General features: G+C 35.5%; 17 protein-coding genes. 9 read left to right on the forward strand and 8 right to left on the reverse strand.

All coding sequences use genetic code 11. The features are described from left to right. The first annotated feature begins 17 nt into the window (after nt 1-17). The gene (locus tag IEV84_RS11200) at nt 18-1145 is read left to right on the forward strand and encodes a methionine aminotransferase (protein WP_188494376.1); all 1128 of its coding nucleotides are present in this window, start codon (nt 18-20) and stop codon (nt 1143-1145) included. On the opposite strand, the gene IEV84_RS11205 is transcribed toward IEV84_RS11200, so the two are convergent. Next, nucleotides 1142-3304, reverse strand: coding sequence for a cation:proton antiporter (locus IEV84_RS11205; RefSeq protein WP_188494377.1), 2163 nt, complete (start codon nt 3302-3304; stop codon nt 1142-1144). The genes IEV84_RS11200 and IEV84_RS11205 overlap by 4 nt on opposite strands. A gap of 438 nt (nt 3305-3742) precedes the next feature. Between IEV84_RS11205 and IEV84_RS11210 the strand changes: the two genes are divergently transcribed. The 6 genes from IEV84_RS11210 (at nt 3743) to scpA (ending at nt 10427) form a co-directional block, all read left to right on the forward strand. After that, the gene (locus tag IEV84_RS11210) at nt 3743-4624 is read left to right on the forward strand and encodes an SDR family oxidoreductase (RefSeq protein WP_188494378.1); all 882 of its coding nucleotides are present in this window, start codon (nt 3743-3745) and stop codon (nt 4622-4624) included. Nucleotides 4625-4785: 161 nt separating this feature from the next. Then, nucleotides 4786-5583, forward strand: coding sequence for a hypothetical protein (locus IEV84_RS11215; protein WP_188494379.1), 798 nt, complete (start codon nt 4786-4788; stop codon nt 5581-5583). Nucleotides 5584-5732: 149 nt separating this feature from the next. After that, the gene (gene udk / locus IEV84_RS11220) at nt 5733-6341 is read left to right on the forward strand and encodes a uridine kinase (RefSeq protein ID WP_188494380.1); all 609 of its coding nucleotides are present in this window, start codon (nt 5733-5735) and stop codon (nt 6339-6341) included. Nucleotides 6342-6473: 132 nt separating this feature from the next. Next, complete coding sequence (locus IEV84_RS11225) at nt 6474-6797, forward strand: FtsB family cell division protein (RefSeq protein WP_188494381.1); 324 nt, start codon at nt 6474-6476, stop codon at nt 6795-6797. 49 nt (nt 6798-6846) lie between these two features. Next, complete coding sequence (locus IEV84_RS11230) at nt 6847-8211, forward strand: methylmalonyl-CoA mutase subunit beta (RefSeq protein WP_188494382.1); 1365 nt, start codon at nt 6847-6849, stop codon at nt 8209-8211. A gap of 47 nt (nt 8212-8258) precedes the next feature. Beyond that, a complete protein-coding gene (gene scpA / locus IEV84_RS11235) occupies nt 8259-10427 on the forward strand; it encodes a methylmalonyl-CoA mutase (RefSeq protein ID WP_188494383.1) in 2169 nt (722 codons plus the stop codon). A 242-nt stretch (nt 10428-10669) separates the two neighbouring features. On the opposite strand, the gene IEV84_RS11240 is transcribed toward scpA, so the two are convergent. The 5 genes from IEV84_RS11240 to dapF all read right to left on the reverse strand — a co-directional run bounded on the left by IEV84_RS11240 (nt 10670) and on the right by dapF (nt 14713). Then, nucleotides 10670-11308, reverse strand: a complete 639-nt coding sequence (locus IEV84_RS11240) for a peptidoglycan-binding protein LysM (protein WP_188494384.1) — start codon at nt 11306-11308, stop codon at nt 10670-10672. A gap of 97 nt (nt 11309-11405) precedes the next feature. After that, on the reverse strand, nt 11406-12266 hold the full coding sequence (locus IEV84_RS11245) for a DUF2279 domain-containing protein (protein WP_229732663.1): 861 nt from the start codon (nt 12264-12266) through the stop codon (nt 11406-11408). A gap of 56 nt (nt 12267-12322) precedes the next feature. Continuing rightward, nucleotides 12323-13363 carry an endolytic transglycosylase MltG gene (gene mltG / locus IEV84_RS11250; protein WP_188494385.1) on the reverse strand — a complete coding sequence of 347 codons (1041 nt, stop codon included), beginning with the start codon at nt 13361-13363 and terminating at the stop codon, nt 12323-12325. Nucleotides 13364-13373: 10 nt separating this feature from the next. Further along, entirely contained in the window at nt 13374-13907 is a 534-nt protein-coding gene (locus tag IEV84_RS11255; protein ID WP_188494386.1) for a GNAT family N-acetyltransferase, read from the reverse strand. 23 nt (nt 13908-13930) lie between these two features. Further along, nucleotides 13931-14713 (reverse strand): diaminopimelate epimerase, encoded by a 783-nt coding sequence (gene dapF, locus IEV84_RS11260; RefSeq protein WP_188494387.1) that lies wholly within the window; start codon nt 14711-14713, stop codon nt 13931-13933. Between the two features lie 136 nt (nt 14714-14849). Between dapF and IEV84_RS11265 the strand changes: the two genes are divergently transcribed. Together IEV84_RS11265 and IEV84_RS11270 are read left to right on the forward strand one after the other, a co-directional pair. Next, a complete protein-coding gene (locus IEV84_RS11265) occupies nt 14850-16253 on the forward strand; it encodes a Do family serine endopeptidase (protein ID WP_188494467.1) in 1404 nt (467 codons plus the stop codon). A 110-nt stretch (nt 16254-16363) separates the two neighbouring features. Continuing rightward, nucleotides 16364-17482 (forward strand): lactonase family protein, encoded by a 1119-nt coding sequence (locus tag IEV84_RS11270; RefSeq protein WP_229732664.1) that lies wholly within the window; start codon nt 16364-16366, stop codon nt 17480-17482. Between the two features lie 59 nt (nt 17483-17541). Here the strand turns inward: IEV84_RS11270 and IEV84_RS11275 are convergent, their stop codons facing one another. Then, nucleotides 17542-19032, reverse strand: a complete 1491-nt coding sequence (locus IEV84_RS11275; RefSeq protein WP_188494388.1) for a peptidoglycan endopeptidase — start codon at nt 19030-19032, stop codon at nt 17542-17544. Nucleotides 19033-19256: 224 nt separating this feature from the next. Beyond that, complete coding sequence (locus tag IEV84_RS11280; RefSeq protein WP_188494389.1) at nt 19257-21518, reverse strand: aconitate hydratase; 2262 nt, start codon at nt 21516-21518, stop codon at nt 19257-19259. Nucleotides 21519-21579 lie beyond the last annotated feature (61 nt).

The following is a 21579-nucleotide window of genomic DNA, read 5'->3' on the forward strand; positions in this document are numbered from 1 at the left end:
ACTTTCAAAAATAAAAGATGTCTAAACTTCCCAATATCAGCACCAGCATTTTCACTGTCATGTCAAAAATGGCGACAGAGTACAATGCCATTAATTTATCACAAGGATTTCCGAACTTTCCGGTTGATGAAAAACTGACTGATATTGTAGCCGAACTAGCTAAGGAAGACGTACATCAATACACGCCAATGGCAGGATATCCGCCTTTGTTAACCAAAATTGCTGCACTTGTTAATGACTCCTATCAAAGAACTGCACAAACAGAAACCGAAATTCTGGTAACAACCGGAGCCACTCAGGGAATTTTCACCAGCATTCAGGCATTGGTAGAAAATGAAGATGAAGTAATCATTTTAGACCCCTGTTATGATTCTTACGAAGCGCCTGTTTTATTGTGCAATGCAAAGCCGGTTCGGGTTTCTTTAAACGACGACTATACTCCCAATTGGAAAACTATTGAAGCGGCTTGTACTTCGAAAACCAAAATGATTATCATTAATAATCCGCACAATCCAACGGGGAAAATTTTAACCAAAACGGATTTTGAAGCCTTAGAAAAAATACTTGAAAAATTCCCTAAAATCATCCTGCTTTCAGATGAAGTCTATGAATACATCACTTTTGAACAAAAACACATTTCTGTTCACACCCGAAAATTGCTTCGCAATCGCGCTATTGTGGTTTCTTCCTTTGGAAAAACATTTCACATTACAGGTTGGAAAGTAGGCTATTTAGTGGCTCCCGAACATTTGATGAAAGAAATCAAAAAAGTCCATCAATTTCTGGTTTTCAGCGTCAACAGCGTGGCTCAGGCTGCGATTAGCAATTATTTAGATATCGTTTCTGTTGATGAAATTGGCGATTTCTATCAGGAAAAAAGAGATTATTTCAGACAATTGCTTTCAAAAAGCAGATTCAAATTATTGCCTTGCGAAGGCACTTACTTTCAAGTCGTTTCCTATGCAGCCATTTCAAATGAAAACGATGTGGATTTTTGCAAACGCCTCATCACCGAACATGGCGTGGCTGCCATTCCGATTTCTAATTTTTATGAAAATGGCAAAGATTTACACTTGATTCGGTTTTGCTTTGCGAAGGATAATGCAACCTTAGAAGAAGCTGCCAGAAGATTATGTAAAATTTAATTATTGGTTTCTTTTTTAAAAATATTTCCAATATCCTTTCCCAGTTTCTGTATGGTTTCAATCCCTTTATTTAAAGGTTGCGATGAAATATCTTCATATCCCTGCGGAAAATAATTTTTATCAAATTGTTGCGGATAGATTATCAGCTTACTATTGGCTGCAAAATGTTTCCCTAATTTTGAAGGCAATCTTTCGAGCAAATTCATATAAGAAGCCGAACCTTTTCTTGCAGAAACAAGAACAAATAAATCATCTTCATTTATTTTTCGCGACAACACCAGAAAATCTTCCCAATCATCAAAAAGGTTTATTGTAATTTTAACAGGCAGTTTCATTTCACTTAAAAATTTCTCAACTGCCTTTTTAGTTGCCTGATTACAATCTAAAAACAACGGAATACTCAATTCCTGAGCCAATTTAGAAATCTTAATAATCCATAAATCAAAACCATTTTCATGCTCGGCAAGCGGTGGTGCAATTACCTGAATTCGTTTATGAAGGATTAATGGTTTAACCAAATCACAAATAAAAACGGTTTTATCGGTATTCCCTATAATACTTTCTGTTTTTTCATCAATACCAATAATCTTATCCAGTAAACCGGTACGCACGGGCCAGCCTAAAATAATAATATTCGCCATAATTTCTCTTGAAACACGGGTGACACCACTGGTAACATTGTGATCTATGGTTGTAATTGCATTAACTTTAGTCTCCGTCGCCGAACCTTGTTTAACAAATTCTTCCAGCTTATTTCTGGTTTTAATAATATTCGATTCTGCTTCTTCATCATTCGAAACAACAGAAAGAATCGAAACCGGATTAGGTGATTTTTTATCTTTAATCAAAACCGAAAACTCAAGTAACTTCGCAATCTTTTTAACATTGGCAATAGGAAGCAGAATGTGTTCTTCGTTCATCCTGTTAGCAACAACTGAATCGGTTTTTTCATCTTCGCTTTCAATTACAATACGTTTTGCCGCTTTTTCAGTTACAAAAGAAGCGATAACACAGGTAATTAAAATCAAAATAATGGTACCATTCAGAATATTTTCATCAAGAATATTTGCTTTATAACCTACCAATATCACTGCTAAAGTTGCTGCGGCATGAGCACTACTCAAACCAAAAATCAGCTGTCTTTGTACAGTAGAATACTTAAAAATATATTGGGTAATTAACGCTGCAACCCATTTACCCGCCAGGGCAACAACCGAAAGTGTTCCCGCCACTATCAATGCTGTAGGTCCTTTTAAAATAACACTGGTATCCACTAACATCCCAACACTTATCAGGAAAAAAGGTATAAACAACGAGTTCCCAATAAACTCAATTCGGTTCATCAATGCCGAAGAATGTGGTATTAATTTATTTAAAGCCAAACCGGCAACGAAAGCTCCAATAATAGGTTCAACACCGGCTACTTCGGCTAAAAAGGCAGCAAAAAACACCACTGATAAAACAAAAATATAGTGAGAATGCTTTTCGCTTTCTAACTTTCTGAAAAACCACTTGGCAATTTTAGGAATAACCAAAAACATAATTGCCGAGAAAATAGCCAACGAAATTCCTAATCGCAACCAAAATTCCTGATTTAGATTACCATTGGTATTTCCCATAATTACTGCCAGAATAATCAGCACGGCGGTATCTGTAAGTATGGTTCCGCCAATAGTAATAGCTACAGCCTGATTTTTAACAATACCCAGTTTACTCACAATAGGATAAGCTACCAAAGTATGAGTGGCAAACATACTGGCGGTTAAAAAACTGGCATTAAAATCATAATCTAAAAAATAAAAACACACCGGAAAACCTATAGTCAAAGGAAAAATAAACGTAAAAAAGCCAAACAACAGACTTTTATTTCTATTAGCCTTAAACTCATTCATATCCAGTTCCAAACCCGCAATAAACATGATATACAACAACCCAATAGTCGAAAATAAATCAATAGCGGAGTTTTTCTCCAGAATATTCAAACCATGAGGACCAATAACAACCCCTGAAATAATTAAACCAATAATCCCCGGAATATTCAATCTTTTTAGAAGAATGGGAGATAATAATATAATAAATAAGATTAGCGAAAAAACCAATACAGGGTTTCCTAATGGCAAGTCAAATTCGTTTATTAAATGCTTTAAAAAGTCCGTCATATTCTGATTTATTTTTAGTCTGTAAATTAACAAGTTAGAGATAACTGAAGCTTTTCAAAAAATAAACGGGAAACAAAAGTATGCTGTCTGTTTCTCTACGATTGTAAAAACAACATTCAAAATCCCTTGCTGCAAATGAATTATCTCATTTTAACAAATATAAAAACATAAATAGAAAACGCACTACTAATCATTTATTTTATGACAGATTTAATATTAAAAAAACATCAGTTTAAGGTTATTTTCGACACAAACTACTCCAATTTTACTTTTATAACAAAACAGCCGAAAAACAAATCGCAACTTTTAAAATGATAATGACGAATTTTAATTTACCTATTTGCACTTCTTTTTTCCTGACAAACTCACCTCAGAGAATCCTATTATTTTTTCAATCCATAAAGTTGAATTTGTATATTTACCTAAAACAAAAATCAAATGAACTTTAGCAACAAAATGTTACGTGACGATGCCTTAAAAGGGAAAGTAATTGTAGTAACCGGTGGCGGCAGCGGACTGGGAAAAGCCATGACGAAATATTTCCTGGAGCTGGGCGCAAAAGTTGCCATTACTTCCCGCGATTTAGATAAACTTAAAAATACCGCTATCGAACTGGAATCGGAAACAGGCGGAATTTGTTTGCCTGTACAATGTGACGTGCGTCATTATGAAGAAGTGGAAAACATGTTGCAGCAAGTCCTTAAAAGCTTTGGTAAAGTGGATGTTTTACTCAACAACGCAGCCGGAAACTTCATCTCTCCTACCGAACGCTTATCGTCTAATGCTTTTGACACCGTTATTGATATTGTTCTAAAGGGAACTAAAAACTGTACGCTGGCTTTTGGTAAACACTGGATTGACAGTAAACAAACTTCGGCTACGGTTTTAAATATTGTCACCACTTATGCCTGGACAGGTTCGGCTTATGTAGTGCCCAGCGCTACTGCAAAAGCTGGTGTACTCGCCATGACCCGAAGTCTGGCTGTGGAATGGGCTAAATACGGAATTCGTACCAATGCGATTGCTCCGGGACCATTTCCTACCAAAGGTGCCTGGGACAGATTACTTCCGGGAGATTTAGCTCAGAAATTTGACATGGCTAAAAAAGTACCTCTGCAACGTGTGGGCGACCATCAGGAACTGGCCAATTTAGCTGCTTATTTAGTTTCTGATTTTTCAGCTTATATCAATGGAGAAGTCGTAGTGATTGATGGAGGAGAATGGCTTAAAGGCGCGGGACAATTTAATATTCTGGAAGCCATTCCCGAGGAACTATGGGATCAACTGGAAATGATGATTAAAGCGAAGAAGAATAAGTGATTCTTTGAATGTTATTTTTTTATATTCAAATTCGCAAATTAAAAATAGCTTTCCGATTTTATGCAAAACAATACTCTGCAATTCACCACTAAAACAAAGAATATTCAGGATAAATCAAAACAAAATACAAACATTTTTTTTAGATTTTAAAACAGACTAGTATGAAAGAAATTGTCGAAAAGTATATAAATAGTCTTCCAAAAATTAGAAATTTCACTTGTACACTTTTTAAAAATCTAGATTCTTACAAACAACATGGAACTGGTGTTTTTATTAAAATTGGAGATAAGTATTTTCTATTTTCTGCTGCTCATGTTTTTGATGATTTTGAAAAACTATTCATACCAGTCGAAGAAGGTAAAACATTAATAAAACCTGGTGGAAATATTATTAAAAACAATCCAAAAAAAGATAGAAATTCTGATGAATTAGATGTTGCTATTTTGATTTTAGACAATCAATCCGTAAAAGATTTGAGCATTGATTATTCCTTTCTTGATAGTTCAAATTTAGAGATTAATCATTCTTCTGTTGATTTTATGAGTTACATAGTTTTTGGATATCCAAGTAGTTGGTTAAAAAAGAAATATTCAACAAATTCTTTCCACTCCAGTCCATATATTGGTATAACAAAATGTGTGAATTTGAATGAGTACAAAAAATTAAAAAGAAATGAATATTTAAATCTTATTGTAGAATATGACAGACAAAACACACCCAATACAAAATCTAAATCAATAAGTTATGGCCCTGATTTATTCGGAATTAGCGGATGCGGTCTATGGTATATCAATCATTTTGATTTGAAAAGCGAACCAAAATTAATTGGAATCATGAATGAATGGTCGATATCAAATAGAGATAGGTTAATCGCAACGAGAATTGATGCTTATACAGAAATACTACGTAAAAAAGGAATAATCGATTTTCAAGAAACAGAACTATTCGGTTATAAGTAAAAAACACTGCTGATCACAGCTACAAAAACATTATTCTTCTACAATCACTCTAGATCCTGTTGAAAACCCTTCAACATTTCACCCCAAAACCAAAACCTACTCCCAATTAAATTCCTATTTTTGTTGTACTAATAAAACAAAACCATTTTATGCTCATTATAGGAATTGCAGGCGGAACAGGAAGTGGAAAAACAACGGTGGTACACCAAATCATGAATCAGTTACCGGATGCCGAAGTGGGCGTTATTTCTCAGGATTCCTATTACAAAAAAAATGATCATCTGAATTATGACGAACGGGTACTGATTAACTTTGATCATCCCAGAGCCATTGATTTTGACTTATTAGTAGCTCATTTACAAGAACTCAAAGCTGGTAAAACCATTCAGCAACCCGTATATTCTTTTGTAACCCATAACCGAACCGAGGATACCATAAGCACTCATCCCCGAAAAGTTATGATTGTAGAAGGAATTTTAATTTTAGCACATGCCGAATTAAGGGATTTATTTGATATTAAGATTTTTGTTCATGCCGATGCCGATGAACGCCTGATTCGCCGTCTTAAAAGGGACATCGCCGAGCGCGGACGGGATATGGAAGAAGTTTTAAATCGCTATCAGCAAACCTTAAAACCCATGCACGAACAGTTTATAGAACCTACTAAAGCATTTGCCGATATTATTATCCCCAACAACAAATACAATACGGTGGCCATAGATATGCTTCGCACGGTAATCAATCAAAAAATACTATAATTTTATTGTAAATTTATAAATACATATCTGCAATATTAAAAACGTCAATTCGAGTGTTTTTTGTGTAGTAAAACGGAACAAAAAATGTATCGAAAATAGTTTTTAATTGAAACTGACATAAAAAAACAACGAATGAAAAATCCCTATAAAGACAAAGCCTGGTTCCAGTTTTTAAGCAACAAATACATTTGGTCCTTATTATTTTTTATAATCTGGATGCTATTTTTAGACAATTACTCCTACTTTGACCATAGTGTTTTAAATGACCAAATTGAAGAATTAGAAGACAACAAAACCTATTATCAGGAAGAAATCAAAAAAGACGAAGCCCAGATAAAACAGCTCAAAAATCCGGAGCAGGTAGAAAAATATGCCCGTGAAAAATACTATATGAAAAAAGACAGTGAGGACATTTATATTGTCGAATTTGAAGGCGACACGATTGAGAAAAAATAAATAGCACACCCCTAACCCCTCTCAAGAGGGGAATTAAAACCAAACTAAAATGGCTACTCCTCTATTCGAAAATTTCGACCCGGTTTCATCCAAACAATGGAAACAAAAAATCCAGTTTGAATTGGATGGAGCTGACTATAACGAAAGCTTAGTATGGAATTCGCCGGAAGACATCAAAGTAAAACCTTTTTACCATCGGGATGATTTTAGCAAAACCACTACTGCTCCCTCCCATGCTGCAAACTTTAAAATCTGCCAGAATATTTTTGTTTTTGATATTGAAAAATCAGTAGAAAGAGCTTTAGATTCATTGCAAAGAGGAGCCGAAAGTTTACGATTCACCATCGATAACGAATTGGTTGACATCGATAAATTACTAGAAAAATTGCCACTGGAAAACACCGCAATTTATTTTGACCTAAAATTTTTATCGGTTGATTTTATTTCAAAAATAAATTCCATTATAGAACAAAAAAAAGCAAAAGTATTTTTCAATCTGGATCCCATTGGGCAATTAGCCAAAGAAGGCAATTGGTTTTCAACTAAAGAAAAAGACAATTTTGAAACGCTGCGTTTACTTTCTAAAACAAGCAGAGAAAGTTCGTTGATTAGTATCAATGCTGCATTATATCAAAATGCAGGAGCCAACATGGTACAGCAAATTGCTTACAGTCTGGCTCACGCCAATGAATATTTAAACCAAATCCCAACCATACATCAGGCGATTGTTTTTGAAGTTGCCGTAGGAAGCAATTACTTTTTTGAAATTGCCAAATTACGTGCGCTGCGATTACTGTTTCGATTAATCGCTAAAGAATATTACCACGACAAGGATTGTCATCTTTTAGTAACGCCCACAAAACGCAACAAAACTTTATATGATTACAATATGAATATGCTGCGTACCACGACCGAATGTATGTCAGCCATTTTGGGAGGTGCTGATACGATTGCTAATTTGCCTTATGATGCCATTTATCATAAAAACAATGAATTTGGCGATCGAATAGCCCGAAATCAATTACTGATTCTGAAAAACGAAAGCTATTTTGACAAGGTAAACAATCCGGCTGATGGCAGTTATTATATTGAAACGTTAACCCAGCAATTAGCCGAAAAAGCCCTGACTTTATTCAAAGAAATCGAAGCCAATGGCGGTTTTCTCAAACAATTAAACGACGGAATAATTAAAAGAAAAATTCAGGAAAGCGCCGATAAAGAACAACAACTTTTTGATTCGGGCAAAGAAATTCTTATTGGAACCAATAAATATTCGAACCCAAAAGATAAAATGAAAGAGCAAATCGAATTGTATCCTTTTGTAAAAATAAAACCCCGAAAAACGCTAATTACGCCTATAATTGAAAAACGTCTGGCTGAAAAATCAGAACAGGAACGTCTCGCTTCCGAATAATCAAAACGAATTCAATTATCTAAAATAAATTTGCAAAAAATACCCAAATGATTCGAAAAGACCTCCGACATATTCAACTAAAATCTGAAAACTCAGGAACTGATAGCAGCTTCGAATTTACTTTTGCAAAAGAAAATTCGGCAATTGAAAACTTTGTTACGGCCGAAGGAATCGAACTGAAACAAAACTATTCAGAACAGGATATCGAACATTTAGACCATTTGGATTTTGCAGCCGGATTTCCGCCCTATTTACGTGGTCCACACACAACCATGTATGTTCAAAAACCCTGGACTATCCGTCAGTATTCCGGTTTTTCCACCGCGGAGGAAAGCAATGCTTTTTACAAAAAAAACCTCAAAGCCGGACAGGAAGGCCTTTCCATTGCTTTTGATTTGGCCACACACCGCGGTTTCGATTCGGATCATGAAAGAGTGCAAGGAGATGTTGGAAAAGCAGGTGTTGCCATTGATACGGTAGAAGATTTCAAAATATTATTTGACCAGATTCCGCTTGATAAAATGTCAGTTTCCATGACTATGAATGGAGCGGTTTTACCCATAATGGCTTTTTATATTGTGGCAGCTGAGGAACAGGGTGTTAAACCGGAACTCCTTTCAGGAACGATTCAAAATGATATTCTCAAAGAGTTCATGGTGCGTAATACTTACATCTACCCACCGGAAGCTTCAATGAAAATCACGGCTGCCATCTTTGAATATTGCAGCAAAAAAATGCCTAAATTCCACTCCATTTCTATTTCAGGATACCACATACAAGAAGCCGGAGGTACCGCCGATATTGAATTAGCCTACACGCTGGCCGATGGATTGGAATACATTAGAACCGGACTTGCAACAGGAATGAAAATCGATGATTTTGCTCCGAGGTTATCGTTTTTTTGGGGAATTGGCATGAATCATTTTATGGAAATTGCCAAAATGAGAGCCGCCAGAATGATTTGGACGAAGCTAATGAAAACTTTTAATCCCAAAAATCCTAAATCGCTTACATTGCGCACACATTGTCAAACCAGCGGTTGGAGTTTAACGGCTCAGGATCCTTTTAACAATGTGGCTCGCACTTGTATTGAAGCTGCTGCAGCTGTTTTTGGTGGCACACAGTCACTTCACACCAATGCCTTGGATGAAGCTATGGCATTACCAAGTGATTTTTCGGCTCGAATTGCCCGAAACACCCAATTATTTCTATTGGAAGAAACCAAAATTACCAAAACGGTTGACCCTTGGGGCGGAAGCTACTATATTGAATCACTGACGAATGAAATTGCTGAAAAAGCCTGGAAACATATCGAAGAAATAGAATCGCTTGGCGGAATGACCAAAGCACTGGCAACGGGAATTCCGAAATTGCGAATCGAAGAAGGCGCAGCCCGAAAACAAGCCCGTATCGACAGTGAACAGGATATTATTGTAGGAATCAATCAATTTCAGGCAAAAAAAGAAGTACCTTTAAACATCTTAGACATTGATATTGAAAAAGTTCGTAACCAACAATTAGAACGACTCCATCAGGTTAAAGCCAAACGAAACACTTTAAAAGTTACAGCAGCTTTAGAAAAAATCACGCTTTGCGCACAAACCGGAGATGGAAATTTACTGGAATTAGCCATCGAAGCAGCCCGGGAAAGAGCTACTTTAGGCGAAATTAGCCAGGCACTAGAAATTGTATTTGGAAGACATAAAGCTCAAATTAAATCGTTTAGCGGGGTGTATAGTAAAGAAATCAAACAGAATAAGAGTTTTGAAAAAGCAAAACAATTAGCCGATGCTTTTGCCAAACAGGAAGGTCGTCGCCCAAGAATTATGATTGCCAAAATGGGACAGGATGGTCATGACAGAGGCGCAAAAGTAGTGGCAACAGCCTTTGCCGATATTGGCTTTGACGTTGATATTGGTCCGTTGTTTCAAACTCCGGCCGAAACAGCTAAACAAGCCATGGAAAATGATGTTCATATTTTAGGTGTGTCTTCGCTGGCTGCTGCACATAAAACATTAGTTCCTCAACTCATTGAAGAACTAAAAAAACTAAAACGAGAAGATATTATGGTTATCGTGGGCGGAGTTATTCCGGCACAGGATTATCAATTTCTGTTTGATGCCGGAGCCGCAGCTGTATTTGGTCCGGGGACTAACAGCAGTAAAATAGCAATTAAAATTTTGACCCTCTTTTTAAATGAAGAACAAAATTCATAAATAAAGCATTTGGATTTATTATTTTTTTTGCCACAAATTACACAGATAAACACAAATTACCCCCTGTTTTAATTACACGAATCTGCCAAACGCAGATAGAAATTTGTGTCATTCGATTTTAATTTGATTAGAATTAGTGACAATTAGTATAATTCGTGTTCAACTTTTTTTTTAAGCAAACAACCAAAAAAAAGCCCATTTGTATCAAAACACAAATGGGCTTACTTTTTTGTATGAAAAAATTAAAGAGTAACTACCGCATTAACATCAGGTACAATAAAAGAAGTATCATAACCTCCAAATGCTTTTAAATAACTTTGTATCGAAGTACCGTAAGCATCCTTAATATACCTTCTGCCATTACTTCTAAAGTATTTTTTTACTGAACCTGCCCCACCTAAATGAGCGGCTGCTAAAATACCTGATTCTGTTACCAAAACACCATTTACGACCTTTCCGTCATATTTAGCGATAACATCCTTTAAAATTGATTTGTTTTTGGATAATAAAGCGACAAATGCTTTTTCTTGTAGTTTCGGACTTTTTAGGAATTTATCGGTATCGTGAATTCCAATAGACCTTAAAGTTTCATTTCCGAATTGGTATTTTCCTAAATACCCTAATGAATTGACTTTTTTGTATTTGTTTTGGGATTCTTTGAACCCAATTGCCTCTTTGAAGGCGATGAAGAAATTCCCTGTAAAAGGAATATTCAAGTTCGTATTTTCTTGTTCTTCGAGTGATGGAAATGAATACGAAACGCTATCATTATTTTTTGTAAAAAACCACTCATTTGTATCCTTTTTGTGTGGTTTGAAACTGTAACTTAAAAAGACCACAATTACAGTCAGACTAGTGTAAAAATACCATTTTTTTATCATAAATTAGATTTCTTCTAAACCTGTCACATTTAGAAATTTCTGCATGCAAATATACAACTTTTTAACAGAAAGCTGTAAATCAACATATTAAAGTTTTCTAAAAATACAAAACGTACGCTCTAAGTCCCTCGTTAGCCGAGTATTCGAGAGTGGGTGCCGGAATTTTTAAAACAGAAAAAACAGAAAAAAATGTCTTTAAAAAATGGGATTTGGTCTCAATTTTTGTCAAATCAAGGTCTAAACTGAGATAAAATTGTCTTGATTTCGGTTGATTTACATCTAAATTAATTACAGAATTTTCGCCTTTTCCAACCAGCATTCCATCAGCTCCATAACCAATAGCAATATTCAAAATTTTTGGAATTTTTGAACCTTTAAAAAAGGATTTTAAATTAGCCGACAACCAATAAGTCTGACCATTATAATCTTTCAGAATTTGCTCACTGAAACTCCTTCCTAAAACTTCCGGTCGGTAGTTTGCAAATCGGGTGGCATGAAATGAAAATTTGGGAGTGATGCGTTGTTCTTTCCAAAGTAATTCCTGAGAAATGTATAAAGCCGTTCCTGTTGCATTAGCAATTACATCACCTGTTGAAGCACCCCATTCGGACGAAAAACCATCTAAGACCTCAACTGCTGTTAAAAAAGTAAATCCTAATCCGGCACCGTAAATTAATTGCTTTTTAGGACTGGCACCACTCCATTGCAACATTTCGCTTCCCAAACGCCCCAGATGATACGAAGAAAAAACATGTCCTGCCTTATCCATTTGCAACCACTCCTGATTGTCATTAACAAAATGGAAATTAGATTTGGGATAATCGGCATACCACAACTGATTTAATCCGACTAAGCTTATAGCAGAAAAAGCTGCTTCCGAAACGAAAACAGCTTTTTGTCTTTTATTATTTAAAGTATCCGAAGGTTTTAAAAAAGATTCTATTCCACTTTGTGCCACACAATTTGAAATTGCAAGCAACAAACCAAAAAATAAAAAACTTTTAAACCTCAAAACTATCTTTTGATTCCCTGAGCATTCACCCAATCAGCATATTTTTTAGCATTAACATTATGCTCTGCCAAAGTAGCCGCAAATTCGTGATATCCAAAACGATTCACACTCGCACAGAAATAAATAAAATTATTTTTTTCAGGATCCAAAACCGCTTCTAAGGCTGTAATATCAGGCATTGCAATAGGTCCCGGAGGCAAGCCAACTACTTTATAAGTGTTGTATGGCGAATTCAAAAACAAATCGTTATAAAAAACACGTTTAATAATCTGATTGAAATCATTATCTTTTTTCTTTTTGGCAAAAATTACTGTAGGATCGGCCTGAAGTGGCATTCCTGCACGCAATCTGTTTAAATAAACACCTGCAATTCTCGGTCTTTCGTCTTTTTTAACCGATTCTTTATGCACGATAGAAGCCAGCGTAGTCACTTCTATAGGTGATAATCCTTGTTTTTCGGCTTTAGCTACACGCTCTTTGTCCCAAAAATTACGGTATTCCTTAATCATTTTATCTCTAAACTTTTCAGCCGAAGTATTCCAATAGACTTCATAAGTGTTGGCAATAAACATTGACAAGACGTTCTCTTCGGTAAAACCATTCTCCTTTAAGAAAACAGAATCCTTAAAAGAATTCAACAAAGACAAACTATCAGCTTCAATTTGAGACCCCACACGACCTGCTAAGTTCTCAATTCGCTCCTGATTGTTGAAAGCTAATTTTACAGGAACGTTATTTCTCATGGCCTTAACCAATTCGTAACTGTTCATCCCTTTGGTTAACAAAAAACGTCCTGATTTTACATTTTCAGGGTAACTCATTTTATTGGCAACCATCTCAAAACGGTCTAGATTAGTCACATAAGTCTTCAAGGTATCCATTACCTGCTGATAAGTGGCATCAGTAGGAACGTGAACATATACTTCTTTTTCAGTAAATTTTGTATTATCAGAAAATATTTGGCTAATTAATATAAAGCCATAAATAATCAATGCCGAAATAATCGCAACAGAAATGATTGAAATAATTTTTTTTGGGGTCAAAGCTAAAAATTTAAAATTGTTGATTAATTAATTGATAGATGGCTTCGTCTTGATATACTCCATTGATAAGATTCCAATCCTTTTTAACACCTATACATTGAAAGCCAAATTTAGTAAAAAGAGCTTTACTTGCTTCATTTTCTACACCAATATTTGCATACAATTGATGCAAATTAAGATGGTGGAAAGAATAGCGAATCAACAATTCCAAAGCTTCAGAACCAATCTTTAGATTTCTGTTCTCATCATTCAATATCATAATTCCTACTCCCGCCCGATTATTTTTAGGATCAAAATCAAATAAATCAATCAAACCCAGTGCAGGGAAATCCTGATCCTGACAAATGGCTAATCGCAATTGCTTGGCTTCATAAATATCCTGATGGGCATTTTCAAGGTATTGGCGTATTAAAAACCGGCTGTAAGGAGTTTGGGTATTACTCACTTCCCAAATGCTTTGATCATTTTCTACGGCATAAATAAATTCCAAATCATTGGGTTCTAATGCACGAATGTAGATATTATCTCCTTTTAAAGTAATCATTTTGAAGTAAGTTCTTGGAATGATTAAATTTCGATAGTACCTTCAAAAACAAATTTTGCAGGTCCGTTCAGGAAAACATTCACATATTTATTGCCTTCTTTTTCGAAAGAAACCGATAATTTTCCGCCTTCAACATTCATGTTAATGGCAGTCAAATCCGTTTGTCCGGTAGCATTCATCGCAATAGCAGCGGCCGTTGCCCCGGTTCCACAAGCCAGGGTTTCATCTTCTACCCCACGCTCATAAGTACGAAGTGCAAAAGTGGAATCGTCTATTTTTTTGACAAAATTGATATTACTTCCTGCTTTGCCATACAATTCTCCATAACGAATGGCTGCTCCGTTTTCTTTTACATTATAATGCTCCAAATCATCTACTAATTGCACATGATGTGGCGAACCTGTATTTAAAAAACTGTAATCCGGATTTATTTTTATACCATCAACATCAATCATTTGCAAAGAAACAATTCCGTCTTTATCTACTGAAGCATGATGCAATCCATCTACGGCATTAAACGAAGTAGTATCACCAATTACATTTAATTGTTTCGCAAAAGCTACCAGACATCTTCCACCATTTCCGCACATAGTACTTTGATTTCCGTCAGAATTGTAATAAACCATTTTAAAATCGGTTTCAGGGTCATTTTCAAGCAACATCAAGCCGTCAGCTCCTATTCCAAATCGTCTGTCACAAAGACGTTCAATGAGTTTTGTATCTTCTTTTGGAAAAAAATTGGTACGATTATCAATAATCACAAAATCATTTCCCGTACCTTGATATTTATAAAATTGTATTAACATTATTTCTAAATTTGTTTTACAAAAGTACAAACTATTAATGAAATGTTAATCATTGTTAAACAGCGTTAAAGTGTTTTTTAACATTCAATTTTCATTTTAATTTTACTCTATGAATAACATAAAACTGTTAGCTATTATGAAACAATTCTCAAATCTGTTTTTAGTTTCACTTTTAAGTGGAGCCACTACTTTAGGGGCTTATAAGTTATTATTTGACAATGACGGTTATTTTTCGAATGACAAAAAAACGTTAACAACACTTGCTTCCGATACTTACACAAAAAGAGTTGGCTTATCGTCAGAGTTGTTAGATTTTACCGAAGCTGCAGATAAAACCATTCATACGGTAGTTCACGTAAAAAACGTTTCTTATCAAAAAGTAAACGATCCTATTCTTGAATTTTTCTACGGCTACAGAGGCGGAGGACAACCTCAGGAACAGGTAGGTACCGGTTCAGGAGTTATCATTTCCGAAGATGGTTATATTGTAACCAATAATCACGTAGTTAAGGATGCTTCAGAAATTGAAATTACCCTAAACAACAAAAAATCATACAAAGCAAAACTGATTGGTACCGATTCAAAAATGGACATTGCCCTTTTAAAAATTGATGCCGATGAAAAGTTACCTTACAGCTCTTTTGGAAATTCTGACGATGTAAAAGTTGGAGAATGGGTACTCGCTGTAGGAAACCCATACAATCTGAACTCTACGGTAACCGCGGGTATTATTTCGGCAAAAGCCAGAAACCTGGGTACAGACGGCATTCAGTCGTTCATACAAACTGATGCCGCAGTAAACCCTGGAAACAGTGGAGGTGCATTGGTAAATACACGTGGTGATTTAATAGGAATCAACACGATGATTACCTCAATGACCGGTTCTTATGTGGGATATTCATTTGCGGTTCCGTCTAATATTGCCCGAAAAATTATCGAAGACATTATGGAATACGGTAATGTTCAACGCGGAATTTTAGGAGTTGAAGGTGGCGAATTGAATGCAAAAGCATCCAAAGAGCTAGGCATCAAACAAACAGAGGGTTTCTACATTAATAATGTTAGAAAAAATACTGGAGCGGACAAATCGGGCTTGAAAAAAGGAGATATTATTGTTAAAATAGATAATCAAAACATAACTTCATTTGCAGACCTTACAGGTTACATTAATACCAAAAGACCGAACGACAAGGTAGCGGTAACAATTATTAGAGAGGGCAACAGCCAAACTATTCCTGTAACATTGAGTAAAAACGAATTGTTTAATACTGAATTCAAAGGAATCGAATTAGAAAATATTTCGGCAGCTGATAAAAAGAAATTCCGCGTTGATTATGGTGTCAAAATCAAATCAATCAACAACGAAAATTTAAGTCAATATTCCGAAGAATTAAATGGAAATATTATTTTAAGCATCGATAACGTAAAAATCAAAGATATTGAAACGGCTTCTAAACTTTTAAACAATAAAGATGAACGCCAAAGTGTTCGAATTGAAATGATTAATAAAAACGGTGAAATTATTCGAATTATCATTTAATCTTTTTTTATCACCCACTTATTTCAAAAGCCGGTATTTTTTTTACCGGCTTTTGTGTTTTTATTTCTTAAAAAGAAATACTTTTAAACTTCAATCAAAATTAAAAACTCTTGAAAAAATTAATTGCATCAGTACTACTCTTAATTTGTTTTTGCACTACTTATTCCCAAAAAAGCTATGTGTTTTTTGGTTCTTATACACCTGATACAACAGCCGAAGGAATTTATGTTTACGAACTGGATACTATCAATGGAAAATTATCCAAAATAACTTCGATTAATAACATATTAAACCCTTCTTATCTGAGTGTATCAAATGATGGTCGGTTTTTATATACCTGTACCGAAAGCAAGACCCCAAATGCAGGCAGTGTGAGTAGTTTTAAATTTAATCCACAAGAAAAAAGCCTAACATTCATTAACAGCCAAAAGACAAATGGAGAAAACCCGGTCTATCTGTCATTAGATCAAAAAGAAAAATGGCTAATCGACGCCAATTATACCGGAAGCAGTCTCTCGGTATTTCCACTAGCTGAAGACGGAAAAATAAATCCAATTGTACAACATATCCCTTTTACAGAAGGAAGCATCAATCCTGAAAGACAAAAAAGTTCACATATACATTCCGTATTTTTTTCACCTGATAATGATTATATCATCGCTCCTGATTTAGGTGCTGACAAAATTAGAATCTTCCCTTTTGACACCAATAAAAAGGAGCCTTTAGACACTCAAAACACCAGCTTTATAAAAACCATTCCAGGAAGTGGACCAAGACATTTCGCCTTTCATCCCAATAAAAAATGGGGCTATTCAATTGAAGAAATTGCTGGAGCAATCAGCGCTTACACAATAGAAAAAGGGCAATTAAACCTTATTGAAAGAACTAAAATTCAGTCTAAAAAAGAAGTGACTGATTTTGGCAGCGCTGAAATCCTTATTTCTCCAGATGGAAAATTTTTATATGTTTCGAATAGAGGAATGGAAAACAATATTGCTATTTACAGTATCGAAAAAAACGGTTCCCTAAAAAATGCAGGCACACAATCCAGTTTAGGCATTCACCCCCGAAATTTTGCTATTAGCCCTTCCGGTAAATTTTTAATTGTTGCCAATATGAATAGCGAAAGTGTAATTGTTTTTAAAAGAGATTCAAAAACAGGTTTACTAAAAAAGACCAGCAAACTAAAACTTAAAAACATTTCCTGTGTAAAAATAAAAACCATTTAGATTTTTAAATACAAAAAAAGCGCTCAACAGCGCTTTATATTATAGTTTCAATTAATAGCTTACAGAACTCTATTAATTTGAGTTACTCTGGTACTATAATATTTTTCTTTTATTGACGAAATGATAACTCCTCCACCAACTGAAGCATGGATAAACTTAATGTCACCATCAGAAACCTCTACAACCATTCCTACGTGGTTAATCTGGCTTCTTCCATTAGTTTTAAAGAATATTAAATCCCCCTTTTGAGCATTTTCTGCATCAATTTTTACTCCGTAATGAGACTGCTCAAAAGATGATCTCGGCAATTGAATATCAAATGCTCCAAAAGTAGAACACATCAAACCGGAACAATCAAAACCTTCTTTAGTAGTACCTCCGGCACGATAACGCACACCGATATTTTCAGAAGCTCTCGAAATCAACTGATCTACAAAATCAGCATCATAAAACGATTTCTTAGCATTAACATCCATATCTGCCGTTAAAGAATCATCACTAAAATCGAATTTAACTGCTGTTTTAACATTTGATTTTGATGTACGAATCGTTAATTTTTCACCTACTAAAAGTTTATCAGCAATTTTTGGATTTTGCGTCTCTAACTCTTTTACAGTAATTCCAAATGTTTTTGCAATTCCGTATTTTGTCTCTTTAGGCAAAACTTCATGCGTAATTTCTACCGTCTCTGCATTTATTTCTGACGATTTTTTTTCAACATCAACTACAACAGTATTTTTATTGTTTGCTTCCTGCAATCCTTCATTTTTACTCATACCTGTATTTTCTTCCTGGATTACAGCTGCTTTTTGAGTTGGAATAACAACACTTTGACCTATTCGTAAAGCCTGAGTGGCTAGTATTGGATTGGCTTTTTCAATATCAGCTACAGTTACACCGTATTGCTTAGCAATTCCGTAAAGCGTTTCTTTAGGCAAAACCTCTTTTATCAAATTCCCTTTTGCACTTAGTTGTTCTACTGAAGCTAAGCCTTTCTTATCAACGACAACTTGAGGAATTTCAGCTTTAATCTCCGGCTTAATTTCTGTTTTAACCTCAGATTTAACTTCTGCTTTCGCAAGCTCTTGTTTAGGTGAATTATCTACAACCTCTTCTTTAGTTTCAATTATTGGAACATTAACAACATCACCAACTTTTAAAGCTTTTTTCTCTAAAGAAGGATTTATAGCATACAAGTCGGCAACCTTAACTCCGTATTGTTTTGCAATTCCATAAAGTGTTTCTTTTACCAAAACAACATGTTGTTCCTGTTTTGTTACTACAGCAGAATGCTCAGCCACATTAGCAACATCTTTTTGTTTTTTAACTGTAGTAGATGCAACGGGTATCAGCAAAACCTCCTTAAACTTAATTCCCTTTTTTGCATCGGGATTAAGTTCATAAACAGCCGTTGACTTTACATTATATTGTTCTGCAATTTTAGATATTGTTTCACCTTTAGCAACTACGTGCTGAATGAACTTTTCCTGAGAAAAACCATCGAACTTAGCAAATAGAACCAATAAAACAATCCAAAATTGATACCTCATAAAATAATTTTAAGTTTAAAAAAACAGTTCCTTCATTTCCAGAACCTTGCAGAATCAATACAAAAAAATCTTGTTTTCCAGAACGAAAACTTGACGAAAGCGAATTTAACATTTTAATGCCAATAAAACCAACTTTAACAGCACTTTCAGTTATTTTTTAGTAAATAATCAAAAAAAATGCGCTCTGAATAAACAGAACGCATTTTTTTATAATTAAATATAAATTATGCTTCGGCAGCAATTAAATTTAGTGCAGATCCGGCAATAAACCAACCTATTTGACTCTCATTATAAGTATGATTAGCCACAACAACATCTTTAGTTCCATTAGCATGTATAAACTCTAATGTCAGTGGTTTTCCCGGAGCAAAATTTACTAAATCCAAAAAGTTAATCGTATCGTCTTCCTGAATTTTATCGTAATCAGCCTCATTAGCAAATGTTAATGCAAGCATTCCCTGTTTTTTAAGATTCGTTTCGTGAATACGGGCAAATGATTTCACCAATACCGCTTTTACTCCCAAGAAACGAGGCTCCATAGCAGCATGCTCACGTGAAGACCCTTCGCCATAATTATGATCCCCGACAACAATCGAAGGAACTCCCGCAGCTTTATAAGCACGAGCTACAGCAGGAACCGCATCATACTCTCCCGTCAATTGATTTTTAACTGAATTTGTTTTTTGATTATAAGCATTAACCGCCCCAATGAGCATATTATTTGAAATATTATCTAAGTGACCGCGATAACGCAACCAGGGACCAGCCATAGAAATATGATCTGTAGTACATTTTCCATAAGCTTTAATCAACAATTTAGCAGCCACAATATTTTTTCCATCCCAGACTTCAAACGGCTTTAAAAGCTGTAACCTGTCGGATGTTGGTGAAACTACCACTTCCACTCCGCTTCCATCCTCAGCAGGTGCCTGAAATCCGGCATCTTCGACATCAAAACCTCTTTTAGGCAATTCGTCACCTGTAGGAGCAATTAATCTTACCTCTTCTCCATTGTCATTCAACAAAGTATCGGTCAACGGATTAAAATCCAATCTTCCTGAAATTGCCAAAGCAGCCACCATTTCAGGAGAAGTTACAAAAGCATGCGTATTTGGATTCCCATCGGCTCTTTTTGAGAAATTACGGTTAAATGAATGCACAATTGTATTTTTCTCTCCTTTATCGGCTCCAGCTCTGTCCCATTGTCCAATACAAGGTCCGCAAGCATTGGTAAAAACTTTGGTCCCCATTTTTTCGAAAGTTGCTATAATACCATCTCTTTCGATAGTATAACGAATTTGCTCGGATCCCGGATTGATTCCAAATTCAGCCTTAGGCGTAATACCATGTGCGACTGCCTGCTCTACAATCGAAGCAGCACGGGACATATCTTCATAAGAAGAGTTGGTACAGGAACCAATTAATCCCCACTCTACTTTTAGTGGCCAACCATTGGCTTCAGCTTCGGCTTTCATTTGCGAAACCGGAGTTCCTCTGTCAGGAGTAAAAGGTCCATTGATATGCGGCTCTAATTCTGAAAGATTAATTTCAATTAACTGATCAAAATATTGCTCTGGGTTAGCATAAACTTCAGCATCAGCTGTTAAATAAGAAGCCACCTTATCAGCAGCATCAACAACATCCTGACGCCCCGTAGCAGCTAAATACCTTCTCATTGAATCGTCATATCCAAATGTCGAAGTTGTAGCACCAATTTCAGCTCCCATATTACAAATGGTTCCTTTACCAGTACAAGACATATTGGTTGCACCTTCTCCAAAATATTCCACAATAGCACCTGTTCCTCCTTTTACAGTAAGAATATCGGCTACTTTTAAGATTACGTCTTTTGGAGCTGTCCAGCCCGATAATTTCCCGGTTAATTTCACTCCGATTAATTTAGGAAATTTCAATTCCCATGACATTCCCGACATAACATCCACAGCATCAGCTCCACCAACACCTATTGCCAACATTCCTAATCCACCTGCATTTACAGTGTGTGAATCAGTACCAATCATCATTCCACCCGGAAAAGCATAATTCTCCAAAACGATTTGATGAATAATCCCCGAACCCGGTTTCCAGAAACCAATACCATATTTATTAGAAACCGATGACAAGAAATCGAAAACCTCTTTAGATTGTGTATTTGCTACAGCTAAATCTGTAGAAGCTCCAACTTTTGCCTGAATTAAGTGATCACAATGAACCGTTGTAGGCACAGCCACCTTTGATTTTCCTGCGTGCATAAATTGCAGCAAAGCCATTTGAGCAGTCGCATCCTGACAAGCTACTCTATCCGGCGCAAAATCAACATAATCTACACCTCTTCCATAAGCTTGCTTAGCAACACCGTCCCAAAGATGACTGTATAAAATTTTCTCAGTCAGAGTAAGCGGACGACCAACTATTTTACGTGCTGCATCAACACGACCAGCCATGTTAGCATACACTTTTTCAATCATTTCAATATCAAAAGCCATAAGATTTCTTTTTATGATTTATTATTCTTTTTTGAACATTACAAGTTACAAAAAAATAGAG

It is taken from the genome of Flavobacterium palustre, from assembly GCF_014639535.1.
Classification (GTDB): domain Bacteria; phylum Bacteroidota; class Bacteroidia; order Flavobacteriales; family Flavobacteriaceae; genus Flavobacterium; species Flavobacterium palustre.

Excerpts from the sequence above, each read along its gene's own strand:
- IEV84_RS11200 (WP_188494376.1), top strand. The coding sequence starts at position 18 with ATGTCTAAACTTCCCAATATCAGCACCAGCATTTTCACTGTCATGTCA.
- IEV84_RS11205 (WP_188494377.1), bottom strand. The coding sequence starts at position 3,304 with ATGACGGACTTTTTAAAGCATTTAATAAACGAATTTGACTTGCCATTA.
- IEV84_RS11210 (WP_188494378.1), top strand. The coding sequence starts at position 3,743 with ATGAACTTTAGCAACAAAATGTTACGTGACGATGCCTTAAAAGGGAAA.
- IEV84_RS11215 (WP_188494379.1), top strand. The coding sequence starts at position 4,786 with ATGAAAGAAATTGTCGAAAAGTATATAAATAGTCTTCCAAAAATTAGA.
- udk (WP_188494380.1), top strand. The coding sequence starts at position 5,733 with ATGCTCATTATAGGAATTGCAGGCGGAACAGGAAGTGGAAAAACAACG.
- IEV84_RS11225 (WP_188494381.1), top strand. The coding sequence starts at position 6,474 with ATGAAAAATCCCTATAAAGACAAAGCCTGGTTCCAGTTTTTAAGCAAC.
- IEV84_RS11230 (WP_188494382.1), top strand. The coding sequence starts at position 6,847 with ATGGCTACTCCTCTATTCGAAAATTTCGACCCGGTTTCATCCAAACAA.
- scpA (WP_188494383.1), top strand. The coding sequence starts at position 8,259 with ATGATTCGAAAAGACCTCCGACATATTCAACTAAAATCTGAAAACTCA.
- IEV84_RS11240 (WP_188494384.1), bottom strand. The coding sequence starts at position 11,308 with ATGATAAAAAAATGGTATTTTTACACTAGTCTGACTGTAATTGTGGTC.
- IEV84_RS11255 (WP_188494386.1), bottom strand. The coding sequence starts at position 13,907 with ATGATTACTTTAAAAGGAGATAATATCTACATTCGTGCATTAGAACCC.
- dapF (WP_188494387.1), bottom strand. The coding sequence starts at position 14,713 with ATGTTAATACAATTTTATAAATATCAAGGTACGGGAAATGATTTTGTG.
- IEV84_RS11265 (WP_188494467.1), top strand. The coding sequence starts at position 14,850 with ATGAAACAATTCTCAAATCTGTTTTTAGTTTCACTTTTAAGTGGAGCC.
- IEV84_RS11275 (WP_188494388.1), bottom strand. The coding sequence starts at position 19,032 with ATGAGGTATCAATTTTGGATTGTTTTATTGGTTCTATTTGCTAAGTTC.
- IEV84_RS11280 (WP_188494389.1), bottom strand. The coding sequence starts at position 21,518 with ATGGCTTTTGATATTGAAATGATTGAAAAAGTGTATGCTAACATGGCT.